The sequence below is a fragment of the Agaribacterium haliotis genome (assembly GCF_002312815.1).
Classification (GTDB): domain Bacteria; phylum Pseudomonadota; class Gammaproteobacteria; order Pseudomonadales; family Cellvibrionaceae; genus Agaribacterium; species Agaribacterium haliotis.
Genome location: NZ_NKQJ01000006.1, coordinates 240,748 through 255,422, shown reverse-complemented (window position 1 = coordinate 255,422; position 14,675 = coordinate 240,748). Strand labels below are relative to the sequence as shown.

Genomic DNA, 14,675 nt, shown 5'->3' with positions numbered 1-14,675 from the left:
GGGCGGATATTCAGGCCCAGCCCTTCGGGTTGTGCCCCTCATCCCGCTCTCTGTGTTGTTTGTCGCTTATTTGGAACAACCAAACTGCGCTCCAAACGCCTTGATAGCAGAATGAGGGGCGCAACAGAGTGCATTTAATTAGTGTTAGCAGGCCCTAAGGCACACAGGCTCTGTTTATATCACTTTTGATATGGACAGGGCTTAGCTTAAACAAGACTTAGCTTAAACAAGACTTAGCCCGAATCGCCATCAGCTTTTGTTTCTCTAGTTTTTGCAGCGTGACTGGCTTTAAGTTTGTGTCTGGAATGAAACTTAGCTCGGTAGTGGTGAGTTTTGCCGCTAAGTCGGTATAGCGCTTCAATAAGGCCCGCCGCTAAAAGCATTACAACTAAGGTCATTAATTGCCACGGCTGTGTTTGTAAACTCTGCCATATAAGTACGCCAAGTGCGATCAAACACGCGGCCACACCGAGGCAGGCTAAAGCGCGATTGCTGTTGACCTGCTTAGCTAAACAAAAATTTGCGGCGTTCACCGCAGCAAAAATCAACAAAAAACCGGCGCTGCCCATGGTTGCGATGCTACTCAAATCAAAGGCGTTGGCGAGTATTAATGCAAGCACTGCGGTGATCAGCAGGCCCATCACCGGTTGTTTCCACACTTTCCGCTCTAAGAATACCGGCAGTTCGCCTTCGGTGGCGATAACGTAACTCAAGCGAGCGGCGCCGTAGAGCGTTGCATTAATTGCAGAGAAGGTCGCGAGTACTGCCGAAACAGCGACAAGCACAAAACCCGCGTGGCCAAGTGAAGGTTCTGCAGCAACGGCCAGGGCAAAGTCGGCGTACTTTTGTATATCGGCGGCGCTAAGTGTTCCAACGGTGACTATGGCGATAAGCACATACAGCAAAATTACCAGCACTACTGAACCGTAGAAGGCTTTTGGCAGCGTTTTTTTATAATCGCGTACATCTTCAGCGGCGTTGGCGATTAACTCAAAACCTTCGTAGGCGACAAAGATAATCATGCCCGCAGCAACAATTTGAGGGAATGTTTTCCACTCACTCGCGGCAAAACGGCTGCTGTCGACACCGCTGATGCCAACCACAATAATAAGGGCGAGGATGGCGAGTTTAAAAACAACGGCAGCTGTTTCGGTTTTACTGATTAGCTCAGCGCTAAATAAATTGAGTAAGGTGGGTACAACAATAGCTAAACTAATTAGCCCGTGTAAAAACAAGCTTTTATCATTGCCATTGATGTCGGGGAAAAAGGTCAATGCGTAGTTTGCAAAAGCAACCGAGTACAGCGCCAAAGTGACAACGTAACTTATCCACAGCAAGTTATTTATCGTGCCAGAAAACCAAGCCACACCAAAGGCCCGGTCTATAAAAATAACGGTGCCGCCTCGGCTCGGCAGGGCCACCGAAAGTTTTGCGTAGCTGTAAGCGCTTAACAGCGCCACACAACCGGCGATTAGAAAGGCCAACGGCGTTGCGCCGCCGCCCATGCTTGCAGCGAGCCCGAGTACAGCAAAAATCCCGCCGCCAACCATGCCGCCAATGCCTATGCTCATCGCGCCAAGGGTGCCGACGGTTTTGGCAGAGGGGCTAGCGTCGTCTTTTTGATGTTTTATTTCACTGTTAGCCGACATTTCTAATCCTTAAGAAAATAATTACTGCCATTGATGCGTTTAAGTCAGCATTAGGCCCTTTAATGGCTAATGTATGCGCATGGCTTATGATACCACCGGCTCGCGGGCTTAAGCTTTTGCTTGTTGTTGTTTTTCATCTTTGTGACATAAAAATGTAGCGATACTGTCATTTGGCGCGGAAAGAATGTCGCGCATCATCAAACTAAAGAAGACAAAACGACATGGACTTAGATTTTAAAAAATTGGCTTTAAGTTTGGCAGTGGTCACTGCTTTGAGTGCTTGCGGAGGTTTTGACAGCAATGAAGACTCTGAGCAAGAAGAAAATCAAGGCAAGACCGGGGCCCAGGGAGAAACCGGGGCCCAGGGTCCAGCGGGCAAAGATGCGCAAAATAGTTTGATTCAACTTAAGTTTCTCGGTCGTTATGCAACGGGTGAATTTGACGAGTCGGCTGCTGAGATTGTCAGTTACGACGCTGGCAGTGAGCAGGCGTTTGTTGTCAACGCCAACTCTGGCAAAGTCGATGTGCTCAGCATTAAGAATCCTGCCGCGCCAAGCTTGGTGACGTCTTTAGAATTAACGAGCGATCTTGCTGCATTTTATAGCGAGCTCAGTGAAGAAGATTTTGGTGCTGCCAATAGCTTGGCGGTCAATAGCGATGTTGTTGCGGTTGCAGTTGAAGCCGCTGTTAAACAGGATCAAGGTTTTGTCGCTTTTTATAAAACCGACGGCAGTTTTATTACTGCTGTGCCCGCCGGTGCGCTGCCCGACATGCTGACCTTTACCCCGGATGGTAAAAAAGTCCTGGTGGCCAATGAAGGTGAACCCAATGGAGATTACAGCAATGACCCTGAAGGCAGTATTACGATTATTGATATCAGCGCCGGTGTGGAGTCTCTCAGTGAGGCAAACCTTACGCAGCTGAGTTTTGTTGAGTTTAATAAAGGTGCAAGCCGGGAAGACGATTTAGCTAAAGATGTGCGTATATCTGCAAAAGCCGCATCAGTTGCTCAGGACCTGGAACCTGAATACATCACTGTTAGCGCAGATAGCCAGACAGCTTGGGTGGCCCTACAGGAAAATAATGCACTTGCTGTGCTCGATTTAAGCAACGACAGTATTGATACGATTTTAGCGTTGGGTTACGTCGCTCACGAAGTGCTCGGCAACGAGCTTGATGCCAGCAATAAAGACGGAGGTGTCAATATTCGCAACTGGCCTGTGCGCGGTTTATTTATGCCCGACTCCATCGACAGTTATGAATTTAATGGCATGACCTATGTTGTTACCGCTAACGAAGGCGATGCGCGCGAATATTTAAGCGACAGTGACGATGAAGATACCTGTTCGGCTGCGGGTGGTTTTGACTTTGACGACGGTGATTGCCTGTTTTATCTCGATGAAATTCGCTTCAAAGATATTGTTGATGCCGATGAGGCGGGTGCGAGTGTTGAGCTCGAGAACATGGGCCTCTACGCCAGCAGCATAGATTTACTGGCCGATAACAGTTTTCTTGGCCGTCTAAAAATCGTCGCCGATATGGGCGTTGACTGCGACGACGATAGCAGCTTGAAAAATACGGGCCAGCCAAATGCCAGCTGTACTTACAGTGCGCTCTACAGTTATGGCACGCGCTCGTTCAGTATTTGGAACGGTGAAACGGGAGCGCTGGTTTATAATAGCGGCAGCGATTTTGAGCGCATTAGTGCAGCTCGTCTCGGCCTTGATGGCTTTAATGCAAGCAACGATGAAAATGGCAGCGACGACAGGTCTGACGACAAGGGGCCTGAGCCTGAAGCGATTGAAATTGCCAATTTAAATGGCAAAACCTATGCGTTTATTGGTCTTGAGCGTGTCAGCGCACTGATGGTTTACGATATTAGTAACCCGGAAGCGGCTGAGTTTGTGCAGTTTGTATCGACTCGAAATCACGATGTTGATATCGAGGCGCTTGTTGATGAAGGTGATTTTTCTGCGGCAGGCGATCTGGGCCCCGAAAGCATTCATTTTATCCCGGCTGCAGATAGCCCAAATAATCAGGCTCTGTTACTTGTTGGCAATGAGGTCAGCGGTACGACGGCTATTTTTCAGATTGATAGCATTGTTCACAGTGCGGACTAAAACTAAGCTTGTTATGGGCGCCGCCTTTGGCGCCCATTTTTTCCGCTTCACCACGGAATCTCTTTGTTATTCCAGTCTAAATAACTAAGCTTTCCATCGACCTTGCTTTTGCTGCATATCTCCAGTAGCTGATTGGCAACAAACTCGGGTTGAAATAATTTGCCTTCGGCGACGTTTTTTTGAAAGGGTTGTGAAAGAGGGCTTTGGGTTGTGCCTGGGTGAAAGGCAATAAGTTTTACGTTTTTATGGCTTCGCTTAAGCTCAATGGCGGCGCATTTTAATGCCATATTTAATGCAGCTTTTGTTGCCCGATAGCTATACCAGCCACCGAGTTGGTTGTCTGTTATGCTCGCCACGCGCGCGCTTAGCACGGCGATAGTAATCTTTGGCAGAGATCGATGCGGCGATGATTTTAATAGCGGTGCAAGTTTAGCTAAGCACAAAAGTGGTATCAGCGTGTTTGCAGAAAAACTCTGGATTAGTTGCCCTGTCGTTATATCTTGCAGACGTTTTTCGGGCATAAAATCGTGCTTGTGTAATACGCCGTTAAATATAAAGACCTGTTCAAATACTAATCCTTGCTCGGAAAGTTCGTCACATAGCTGGCTTATGCTGCTTTCGCTATAGTCACAGTGTAAAAAAATCTCACCCGGATGATGTATTTTTAAGCGCTGGCGGCTGATGCAAACTAAATATGGTTCGCTGTTGTCGACATTGTTTTTGCTGAACTTGTTCCCTCTGTCAGCGCGAAGCTTAGCAATGAGTGCGGTTGCGATGCTGCTTGATGCTCCGATTACTAAACTAGCGGGCACGGTTATCTGGCCTTGCGCATGTATTGCATTTTTTTGTTCTGGAGCGACCGGTTAACAAAGCTGAAATACTGTAGCGGTGTTTGGCGAAAAATCGATAGGCTGCATCACTTAAGGGGCGAATTGGCCGCCAGCGTAAAAAGCCAGTAAGGCGAGCGTTACCAAGCAAAGACCAGGCTCGGTGGCTAACGTCTAAGCCGAGTAAGAGCTGTCCGTCTGCTGTTAGCCCGTGTAAGATGCGAAGTGCTTGTTTTTTGTCTATCTGTTTATAGTCGCTGGCAAAGCCTTTAGAGAATATATCAACAAAATCAAGTTTTTGTTCTGTATCTCTTTTTTTTAGCTCGTTTATTTCAATGGCGCACAGTGGGCACTGTGAATCAAAGAAGATGGTTAGCTCCGCTTTTATTTGATCTACGTGTCTGTCTGAATTCAACGACATGGAAAAACCTATAAGTTTAACAGCTTTGCCGGCATATATGGCGACCGCCGTTTACCGTTACGATGGAGCCGGTGATATACGCGCTGCCAAGTAAATACGACACGCTGTTTTTTATCTCAGCATAGCCCGCTTCGCTCGGTATCAAGCTTTTCTTTAGAGTCCTTTCGCGGTAATTTTCACCATCGTCGTTGTTGAATTGAATGAGTGATGGGGCAATACTGTTAACTTTGATTTTTGGTGCAAACTTGGCTGCAAGCGATAAGCTCAGATTGTCAACAGCGGCTTTACTTGCAGCGTAAGCAGCATGTTTTTTACTGCCGGTGCTGGCGACATAGTCGCTGATATGAATAATATCGGCAAAGTCGCTGTCGCTGGCTTGTAATAATGGCGCCAACTGCATGGATATTTGAAAAGGGCTACTGACGTGCACTTTCATCATTTTATCCATAACTTCAAACCAGGGCTGCCTGTCATCTAACCACTCTGAAGCATTGTGAATAATGGCGCGAAGTTGTTGATGCTGTTTTTGTACAGCGCTAATAAAACCGTCGACTTGATCGCCGATATAAAAGTCGCAGCAGTACAGTTCCGCGCCGAGGCAGCTTAATTGTTTTAGTTCATCTCGCTGTTTTCGATACGTGCCAATAACGTGGTAACCCTCGTTTAAAAAGGCTCGAGCGAGAAAAAACCCCAGGCGCTGACCCACGCCACTGATAACAATGCTGCTGTGTTTGTTCACGGGCTTAAAAACTCTGCGCGGGTGTGAATATTATCTTTAAAGCAGCCGCCTAAAGCAGTCGTACTGGTTTGTGAGCTGCTGTCCCGCACACCCCTGGCTTTTACGCAGTAGTGTTTGGCGTCGATGCTCACGGCGACGTTTTCGGTGCCGAGCAGGGTTTGCAAGGCAACTAATATTTGTCTGGTCAGGCGCTCTTGCACCTGAGGTCGCTGTGCAAAAAAATCGACAATACGGTTGATCTTTGACAGGCCAATAATGCGCTGTTCTGGAATGTAGGCAACCTTGGCTGTGCCGTCGATAACAACAAAATGGTGTTCACAGGTGCTGGTTAGATTAATATTTCTGACTTTTACCATCTCATCCGCGCCCATTTTATTCTCGATAAGAGACAGCTTGGGGAAGTTTGCGTAATCAAGACCTGAGAAAATCTCATCAACATACATCTTGGCGATACGGTGCGGCGTTTGTGCAAGGCTGTCGTCTTTAAGATCCAGGCCCAGAGTAACTAAAACTTCGCTCATCATAGCTTTAATGCGCTGATACTTTTGTTGATGGCTTAAGTTAAGTTGTTGCTCATTCTCGCTGTATACCTGGCTTTGCATTGGTGTTTCTAAGCCGTGCTCTGCTAGCGCCTGGCGAACCATCAGGGCGTGTTCGTGTATGACTTGACTGGCTTTGGTTTCACTGACTGTGGTTTCAAATGACATAAATGGGCTCCTTGCTGAATAACTCAGCTGCGGTGTTCCAGGGTTAAGCTGACCGAGTCGGAAAAGCGCAGGGCGTGGGGTTTGTCGATACTGACCCGGGCATAACTGACGCTGCTGTCTTGCCGGCAAATTTTAAGTACGTCAGCGACGAGCCTTTCGAGCAATAAAAATTTACCGTTTTCGACATGTTCGATTACATTTTTACAGATGGTCTTGTAGTTCAGAGCCGCTTCGACTTTGTCTTCAAATATCTGCGCATTCACCGGGTAGTGAATTTCAATATTGATAACAACATCCTGCTGTTTGTTTCGCTCTTCTTGGTTGAAACCGATAAAGGTGCGAAGACGCAGCTGTTTAATCTCAATGATGGCGTTTGAAAGAGGCATAGAATCTCCTTGGGCTGCTGCTTATACGCGGCCCAAGGGAAAGTAGATGATTTGGTTAGTGTCGATAACCTTCTTCACAGAGGATTTCGTCGGTGGTTTTCATGCTCTGCTGCTGTTGCTCATCAATCAACACGGTGTGTTTCCAGCTACCTTGTGCAAACCAGGCAAGGGCGATAATTGCAGTGATAATGTTTGAAACCGGGAAGGACCACCACAGGCCTTCTTCACCCAGGTTTGTGTGTTTGGATAATACATAGGCTAAAGGAAAGCGCAGCAGCCACAGCGATACCATGGCCAACACCATTGCATTGACCATATTGCCAGAGGCTCGGAATGCCGCGAGTATACACAGCTGAATACCGATGCCACCCCACGACAGCGCCATGACCCGGATAAAATGCGCGCCCTGCTCAATGACTTCACTTTCGTTGGGAACAAAAAACCAAAGGATTTTTTCTGCAAAGATGTAGGCAATAATTCCTACAGCTGTGAGCATTAAAAAACCGTACAGTGTGGCCAGCTGGGTAATTTGTTCGGCGCGGCGCAGCTTGCCTGCGCCTATATTCTGGCCCGCCAAAGTTGATACGGCCATAGACAGGCCCATCGCTGGAATCATAACCAATTGAATAATATTGGCGCCGATGCCGTAGGCGGCAATGGTCATCGTGCCCATGCTTGCCACCAGAAATGACATCAGCATCAAACCCAGGCTGCGAGTTGATAATTCAAGTGAGCCGGGTAACCCCAACAGTACTGCTTTTTTCATATATTGCGGCTGCGGCACTAAGTGTTTTAGGCGCAGGCGTATACCGTATTTGCCCTGCAACATAACAACAATGCCGGCAACAGCGGCCAGGCTTTGTGTGGCAATAGTCGCCAAAGCAGCGCCCTCAACGCCGTAGGCTGGGATAGGCCCGTAACCAAAAATAAACAATGGGTCGAGAATAAGGTTAAGCACCACGGTAAATAAGACAATCAGCAGCGGCACCGTAGTATGGCCGACGCCGCGCATTAGCGATTGAAACATTGAAAAGCTGAAAACAAAGACCACGCCAATAAACGATACACGCATAAATTTAATTGCATCTTTGTAAACATCGGCATCCACACCCATCAGCGTTAATATATGTGGCGCGAGTAAGCAACCGAGCGCGGCTAATACAATAGATAAAGCAAGCACCATTAACAGGGTTTGCCCGGCTACTTGATTGATTTTGTCGCCTTGGCCCGCGCCCATATATTGTGAGGTTAAAGTTGTGCCGGCCATCGCCAGGCCGGAGCCTATCGCAATTAATAAAAAAGTAACCGGTGTGCTAACAGATACCGCTGCCACAGCCGATGAGCCCAAGCGGCCAACCCAGAAAGCATCGGTAAACTGATAGCACGATTGCAGAATATTCGCGGCAATAATTGGCAGGGCTAAGCTGTAGAGCGCCTTGCCGATAGATCCGTTTAAAAATAGATGTTGCTTCTGTTTTTGACGTTGTTGTTGAAGTTGTTGTTGAGGCTGTTGTTGCAGTGCATTTTTACCAGTCATAGATATATACAACCCAATTGCGATAGCGCCAAACTAGCCAGCCTTTGCTGGCTCGACTTCGATTTGATCAGTGTGCTTGTAGTAGCTGCGTAGGCAGGCTTCTATGGAAGCCTTAGTTTTTTAAGTTGCCTTTTTAACTCGTTGTAGTGTTTTTCATCTAGCTGCTTAAGCGCGGAACCGGGTAAGCTTAAACAGTCGACAGGTGAACAGGCGACAAGCGAATAACTCAGTTCACCATCGATAATAGCTTCGGCGCCGATCCAACTGCCGGGTTTTAACAATTGCTGTTTTTCGCCGCGTGGCGTCAGTATTTCGGCGTTGCCTCGGAGTATTAACACAAGAGAACCGGAGTGATCAGCAAAATGTAAGATGCTATCGCCTGCGCTAAATACCCGGTGTTTAGCTAAGCGTGTTAGTTTGTTTTGTAGCTCGTTACTTAGCTCTTGGAAAAAAGCCTGCTGGCGCAGCAGCTCAGATGCCGGAGCCAGGGAAAAATGTGCGTGCTTGCTGCGGTTTTTCGCCAGCTCCGCTTCGATATCGTCGATCATCTTTTGAGCTTCAGCTTTGTCGAGCACGGCGTGATCAAGCTGGCGCTGGACGATGGCGCGTTTGCGACGCAGTACCAAACAGCGCGCAGATGAGCTTTCAAGTTCGCCTATCAGTTCGGGAAAGGTATCGCGCAGCAATGCTGTTCGTTTGTGGGCGTCGTTAATATTGCGCTGGATTTTTTCATTAACCAGCTTTACCGCAGCGGCGTTTGGGGCGAGTTTGTCGACGTAGTTTTGAACCTCGAGTTGGGCACGTAAAAAACCACAGGTGATTTCATAACCCAGCGACATACGCCGATAATATAAAGCAAGCACAAACTTATCGAGCAGTTTAAACTTTCTACTCAGGCGAGAAAATAAAGGCAATTGCCAGTACTCATCAAGCTTTTCTCGCGGGTGCAGCTTTGGCCTGCCGTCCAGCGCAAGTTCTATGGATTCAATCAGGTGTTGTGTCGATTCCCTATCTAACAGCCCCTCGTGGTACTGGATCCAGTAATTTTTGCGTTCAGCTTCGAGCAGGCGCCGCTCGTAAGCAATCAGTATTTCGTCTTCGCTGGCGCTTACTACTTGTTTGTCTTCAGTATGGAGCGATGGTATTTCAGCGTTTTCATCGGGCGCTTCACCGCAATAGTCTTTATAAATATTGGCCCAGTCGGCGTTTGTTAAAAACTCTTCTTGCTGTAATTGGGGGATAAACGTATTGAGTTCAAACTGCTGCTGTTGCCGGGCTTTGTTTAAGGTTACCTGTTTGGCCAACGGCAGTTTGTCGAGACCCAACTTGCGCAATAGCCATACCATAGAGGTAGCATTAATAAGCAGGGTTAACACCACTACCCCGGCGCATAAAAACAAAATCTGATCGGCGATATGGGGCTCGAGCAACTTACTTTGAACCAAACTTAAGGCCAGTGCCAAGGCCACGGCGCCGCGCAAGCCCCCCCAAATTAACACCAGGGTTTTATCGCGGTTAATGCCTATGCCTATACGTTTGAGCACGGGTAAAAACAGGCCTATTGATGCCGCACGAATTATTAGTAGGGCGATATAGAGCGCAAACAGCGCAAACCACAGTTGTGGTGAGCCTAAATCTATGCGCTTAGAGATAAGTACGCCAACTAAAAGAAAAATCAGGGTATTGGCAACATAGGCCATCAGTTCCCAGAACTTGTGCATAAACTCGGCAACTTCGCTCGATATTTGCGTGCGGCCTATGCCGGCAAATAATAGCGCGGCGGTGACCAGGGCAACAATGCCCGATGCGTGTAAAACATATTCGGCGACAAAATAAACCAGATACGCCGTGCCTATGCTGATACAGATCTCGAGCAGCGGGTCATTAAATACACGCCCTATCCACATCAGTGCCAGGCCACCAATTGCCAAGCCGCTGACAAAACCTAAGCAGACCACCCAAATAAAGCTGCCGCTGACAGATAAAAGCGAACTTGAGCCGGCATCTGCTGCAAGCAGGGTGACAAATAAACTAAATAACACAATCGCAGTGCCATCGTTTAACAGCGCTTCACCTTCAATCAAAGTTTCAAGGCGCTTGCGTGGGCACACCTCTTTGAGCAAGGCAACCACCGCAACCGGGTCGGTTGCGCTAATTAACGCGCCAAATAATAAAGCGACGGGCCAGCTCCATTCGACGGGTAAAAAATAAAAAGCAAACGCCGCGGTGGCGATGGTTGCAACAATAAATACCGGAACCGCTAAAACTAACAGTTGAGAAAATAGGCGGCGAAATAAATGCACTTCAATAGAAAAGGCCGATTCAAAAATAAGTATCGGTAAAAACACAAATAAAATTAAATGCGGGTCTAGCTGAGTGAGAAAGTCGACCGACTGCTGGAACGGTGAGCTTGGCCCTGAACTGTAAAAGAAGCGCTCAACCAGGCCAACAAGCAGGCCGATAATAAGCAGGGCGACGGTGTAGGGCAGGTGGCTTTGTTTAAGTACGTGGCGGGTAAGTACACCAACAAACAAAGCAACTACAACGGTTAAAATCAGTAATACCCCTGCGTCAACGTGCATCAAAATCGTCCTTGTACGGGTTAAAAGCTACGTGTTTAAGGCTATGGGTTAAAAGCTACGAGTAAAATGCTACGAATAAAAAGTTGCGCAGCTTTTAGCGGCTTTTATGTAAGCCTAATGGCCTAATTTACTAACGGCTGTTGCGGTAAATATTCCGCTGGCATGATCCGCTGCCATTACCTGTTTTAATTAGTCGTTGTTATGACTCGCTGTCATTGAAGTGCAGCCCGGGTCGAGCTGACCGGAATTACTATAAAACACAATATTAAGTTGTGTTTGATTATTTGTGTGTGACGCTACTGTTGCAGCGAAAGGCCGATCAGGGGAGTGCAAATAAGATCAGTCTTTTGTATTGGGTTTTGCTTAAGGCTCATGCTTTTATCTGATGCTGGCTGTACTTGTTTAACTGTGCTTGTTTGGTTGTGCCTGTTTAGTTTTTGTTGCGCTGCGCAGTTTTTATTTTCAGCAAAAAGCGTTTTTGCTTCGCAGGCTGTGACTCGCGACAATGTATGCATTCCCTCTATAGGTTATTTTTGACGCCATTCCCACGCTTAGTTTGATGCGGCCCGAGTTTTCTTGTTGGCCCGGGCGTTGGCTGTTTATATCGATAGAGGGATACCGAGTGCCTGTCACCAGATTCACCACATTTTTTACTGCAAAGCCCGTCGTTTATTCCGCTCTGGCGGCTGCGGCTTTTAGCTTGAGTGCCTGCGGCGGAAGTGCAGCAGGTTCTGCGCCTGTTGGGCCCGGTTTGTCGCCTGCGCCTTCACCGCAGCTTTCACCCGTGGCATCGCCACAAGCGTCTCCGCAAGTTTCGCCAACAGCCAGCCCGATCGTTTTTCCATCGTCGGCGCCCGAAGCGAGCCCGCAACCGAGTACTCAGCCGACGCCCATGCCGACGCCGAGCTCTGAGCCGCAGATATCGCCGCTGCCGCTTCCGTCTGTGCAGCCTTCCCCGCAGCAGAGTCCAATTGTTTTCCCCAGCCCCGTGCCCAGCGCGGCGCCGAGCTCAAAACCCGAGTTCAGCCCGACACCCGTGCCGAGCCCGTCGCCGACACCAGAGCCCAGCCTAACACCAGAACCGAGCCCGTCGCCGACTCCTGAGCCGAGCCTAACGCCTGAACCTAGCCCGTCACCGACGCCAGAGCCGAGCCCAACACCAGAGCCCAGCCCGTCGCCGACGTCGGAGCCGAGCCCAACACCAGAGCCCAGCCCGTCACCGACGCCTGAGCCCAGCCCCACACCCGATGCCCCCGGGCCGTTAAACTGCGATACGCAGTCGATGCTGTGTGAAGATTTTGAGCAGGCCTCGGGCACGGCGCCAGCCGGTTGGCAGGCTGCAGGTTTGACGATGATCAGCAACGAACGCAGCTACAGCGGCAGCCAAGCCTTAAAAGTTAACGCGCGCGGCAGCGGCTACAATCGCAATGTCATCAGCTACAAGCTCGATCAGCGGCCAGAGTTTCAGAAGGCGCACTACGGGCGCATGATGTTTTGGCTCGACAAACCTGAGGGCCAGGCCGGCGATTTCACTTTTGTGCAGGCCGAAGGTAAACCCAAGGTCGCCAGCGGCGCGCCGGCGCAGACCAATGTCATGTACCGCTACCGTGTGCAGGGCCGCGGCCCGGGTGACCGCTTGATGTCAAACTACGATACCTGGCTCGACAACAATAGCGACGGCCAGACCGACTGGCTCACCGACTGCGCCTTGACCTCTGAGTTCACCATGCCGCATGAAACCTGGTCTTGCCTTGAATGGCACTTTGATGCCGAAGCCGATCAGCTTGAATACTGGTTAAACGGCGAGCGCATTGACGATATCGGCATGCTCGGTGGCGGCGGGCAGTGCCTTAATCCGCAAACTCAGGGCTCGATGTGGTATGGCCCCGAGCGCTTTGAGCAAGTGTTTGTTGGTTTTGAGCAATACCACGGTGATGCCAAAGCGCGCCACGCCTATATCGACGATGTGGTATTAAGCAGCAGCCAAATTGGCTGTGGTGATTTTGAGCCCGGCGAGCCCGAGCCCAGCCCCGAGCCAACACCGTCGATGATGCCGCAGCCAAGCCCGACACCTTCGGCAATTCCAAGCCCTGTGCCTAGCGCTATGCCGACAGCGCCACCGGGCGGTGGCAGCGACGGCCCCGGCGTATTGTTCAGCATGGACTTTGAAGGCGAGAGCTTAGATACGGTGCCCGCCGGTTGGCACAGCTTTGTTGGTTATGTGCCCAATGGCAACAACAACCGCAACGGCAATACCTACGCGCTGGTCGACAATCAGCAAGCGCGCAGCGGCAGCATGGCGCTTAAAGTTGGCGGCAATGGCCCGGCTCAAATTGTTAAACGCCTGCCGGAAAACCCCGGCGAGATTTATATGCGCGCATGGTTCTATATGGATATCGCCATCGGCAGCGATGCCAGCGACAACCACGAGCATATGATGGGTGTTAAACAGTACGAGGGCGGCGCCGACAACAGCTCTTTTTCTGCCAATAACGAAGCGCGTATCGGCCAGGGCAAAGGCCACCTTGGTTTTAATGTGGTGCCCAATAGCGATGCTATTTCACCAACGATGGAGCGCTGGTATTCCGGCCCGACAACCCCGGTGAACGAGTGGTACTGCATAGAAGCGCACTTAAACCCACTGAGCACCAGCGGTGGTTACGACAGCATGGTTATGTACTTAAACGGTGAAGAAGTAAACGCCGTGCGCAGCGCATCCGATTGGCATGTCGACAGCGTCAGCGCAAACTGGCTTGCCGATAAAATGGGTTACGCAATGTTTGGCTGGCACAGCTTTAGCAACCATAGTGTTGAAATGTGGGTCGACGATATTGTTGTATCAACTCAGGCGATTGGTTGTAATTAAAATGTGCTAAATAAGTAGTGCTAAAAAATAGCGCTTGTAAATAACAGGCGCTAGGGCTTAATAAAACCCCGTCTCTGTAAGCAGTGGCGGGTTTATTTTTTTGGGGAAACACCAGGCTCAACTAGGTTCGAACGCACGTGCATGCGTTTGTGAAGGACTCGAATAATTTCAATTTTATCTGCTGAAAGAGATCGATAAAAAATCAAATGGTTGGATATTGGGTGTTTTCGATAACCGGCACGAATATAGTCACAAGGCGCGCCTAGTTCTTGTTGTTTTGCAAGTAAGTGAAAGCTGTCATCGATCTGTCGTAAGTAAATTAGGCGCTGCTCAGTACCCCATTCCAGCTGAGTGTACCTGGCAATCGATTTTAAGTCGGCCAAAGCTTTTACTGTTAATGTAAAACGGCTCATTTACCTAGTTCGTCGTCTAGCTCACTCATCAGCGCTTCATAACTGTATTCCGCCGTGCCGCTGTTTTCACCGTCAATAAGTAGCTGTCTCAGCGTGGCAAGCTTGCCCTCTTTATCCTCAAGTAACCTTAGGCCTGCGCGCACTACCTCACTCGCAGAGGCGTAGCGGCCTGCGGCAATCTGTTGGGCTATAAAACCGTCAAAGTGTTCGCCAAGTGTCATACTGGTGTTCTTAGGCATAAGGCGTACCATTTGTGTACCATAATTGGGTATATAATGGTATAGGGCTGTCACAATGCGGTCAAGTTGATGGCTATTTGGTTGTTGAGAATCAAAGGACCAGAGGCCATGAAAGTCGACAATGTTGTTTCAAACCCAGCAATTGCATGTGGCTAAAATAACCCAAATAAAAACCCGCCGCTGTTTCCA

The 14,675-nt window shown here is 49.2% G+C and carries 12 protein-coding genes; 2 read left to right on the top strand and 10 right to left on the bottom strand.

Annotation, left to right across the window (positions count from 1 at the left end; translation table 11 throughout):
- Nucleotides 1-233 precede the first annotated feature (233 nt).
- Nucleotides 234-1,649, bottom strand: a complete 1,416-nt coding sequence (locus CFK45_RS09250; protein WP_096086158.1) for an APC family permease — start codon at nucleotides 1,647-1,649, stop codon at nucleotides 234-236.
- Nucleotides 1,650-1,870: 221 nt separating this feature from the next.
- Here CFK45_RS09250 and CFK45_RS09245 point away from each other — a divergent pair, with 221 nt between their 5' ends.
- Nucleotides 1,871-3,769 carry a choice-of-anchor I family protein gene (locus CFK45_RS09245; RefSeq protein ID WP_096086157.1) on the top strand — a complete coding sequence of 633 codons (1,899 nt, stop codon included), beginning with the start codon at nucleotides 1,871-1,873 and terminating at the stop codon, nucleotides 3,767-3,769.
- A gap of 47 nt (nucleotides 3,770-3,816) precedes the next feature.
- On the opposite strand, the gene CFK45_RS09240 is transcribed toward CFK45_RS09245, so the two are convergent.
- From CFK45_RS09240 to CFK45_RS09210, 7 genes are all read right to left on the bottom strand, one after another.
- The gene (locus CFK45_RS09240) at nucleotides 3,817-4,581 is read right to left on the bottom strand and encodes a Rossmann-fold NAD(P)-binding domain-containing protein (RefSeq protein ID WP_204378438.1); all 765 of its coding nucleotides are present in this window, start codon (nucleotides 4,579-4,581) and stop codon (nucleotides 3,817-3,819) included.
- A complete protein-coding gene (locus tag CFK45_RS09235) occupies nucleotides 4,571-5,017 on the bottom strand; it encodes a thiol-disulfide oxidoreductase DCC family protein (protein ID WP_096086155.1) in 447 nt (148 codons plus the stop codon). The genes CFK45_RS09240 and CFK45_RS09235 overlap by 11 nt, the downstream gene beginning before the upstream one ends.
- A gap of 16 nt (nucleotides 5,018-5,033) precedes the next feature.
- Nucleotides 5,034-5,756 carry a dihydromonapterin reductase gene (gene folM / locus CFK45_RS09230; RefSeq protein WP_096086154.1) on the bottom strand — a complete coding sequence of 241 codons (723 nt, stop codon included), beginning with the start codon at nucleotides 5,754-5,756 and terminating at the stop codon, nucleotides 5,034-5,036.
- Nucleotides 5,753-6,463, bottom strand: coding sequence for a GTP cyclohydrolase I FolE (gene folE / locus CFK45_RS09225; RefSeq protein ID WP_096086153.1), 711 nt, complete (start codon nucleotides 6,461-6,463; stop codon nucleotides 5,753-5,755). The genes folM and folE overlap by 4 nt, the downstream gene beginning before the upstream one ends.
- A gap of 23 nt (nucleotides 6,464-6,486) precedes the next feature.
- Nucleotides 6,487-6,849: a dihydroneopterin triphosphate 2'-epimerase gene (gene folX / locus CFK45_RS09220; protein WP_096086152.1), complete on the bottom strand. Its 363-nt coding sequence runs from the start codon at nucleotides 6,847-6,849 to the stop codon at nucleotides 6,487-6,489.
- Between the two features lie 55 nt (nucleotides 6,850-6,904).
- Nucleotides 6,905-8,386, bottom strand: coding sequence for an MATE family efflux transporter (locus CFK45_RS09215; protein ID WP_096086151.1), 1,482 nt, complete (start codon nucleotides 8,384-8,386; stop codon nucleotides 6,905-6,907).
- A gap of 101 nt (nucleotides 8,387-8,487) precedes the next feature.
- Complete coding sequence (locus tag CFK45_RS09210; RefSeq protein ID WP_096086150.1) at nucleotides 8,488-10,968, bottom strand: cation:proton antiporter; 2,481 nt, start codon at nucleotides 10,966-10,968, stop codon at nucleotides 8,488-8,490.
- A 622-nt stretch (nucleotides 10,969-11,590) separates the two neighbouring features.
- On the opposite strand from CFK45_RS09210, the gene CFK45_RS09195 reads away from it, so the two are divergent.
- The gene (locus tag CFK45_RS09195; protein WP_143247537.1) at nucleotides 11,591-13,834 is read left to right on the top strand and encodes a hypothetical protein; all 2,244 of its coding nucleotides are present in this window, start codon (nucleotides 11,591-11,593) and stop codon (nucleotides 13,832-13,834) included.
- A gap of 92 nt (nucleotides 13,835-13,926) precedes the next feature.
- Here CFK45_RS09195 and CFK45_RS09190 read toward each other — a convergent pair whose 3' ends face one another.
- Together CFK45_RS09190 and CFK45_RS09185 are read right to left on the bottom strand one after the other, a co-directional pair.
- Nucleotides 13,927-14,247 (bottom strand): type II toxin-antitoxin system RelE/ParE family toxin, encoded by a 321-nt coding sequence (locus CFK45_RS09190; protein ID WP_096086146.1) that lies wholly within the window; start codon nucleotides 14,245-14,247, stop codon nucleotides 13,927-13,929.
- Complete coding sequence (locus CFK45_RS09185; protein WP_096086173.1) at nucleotides 14,244-14,486, bottom strand: type II toxin-antitoxin system ParD family antitoxin; 243 nt, start codon at nucleotides 14,484-14,486, stop codon at nucleotides 14,244-14,246. Before CFK45_RS09185 ends, CFK45_RS09190 begins: the two co-directional genes overlap by 4 nt.
- Between the last annotated feature and the right edge of the window lie 189 nt (nucleotides 14,487-14,675).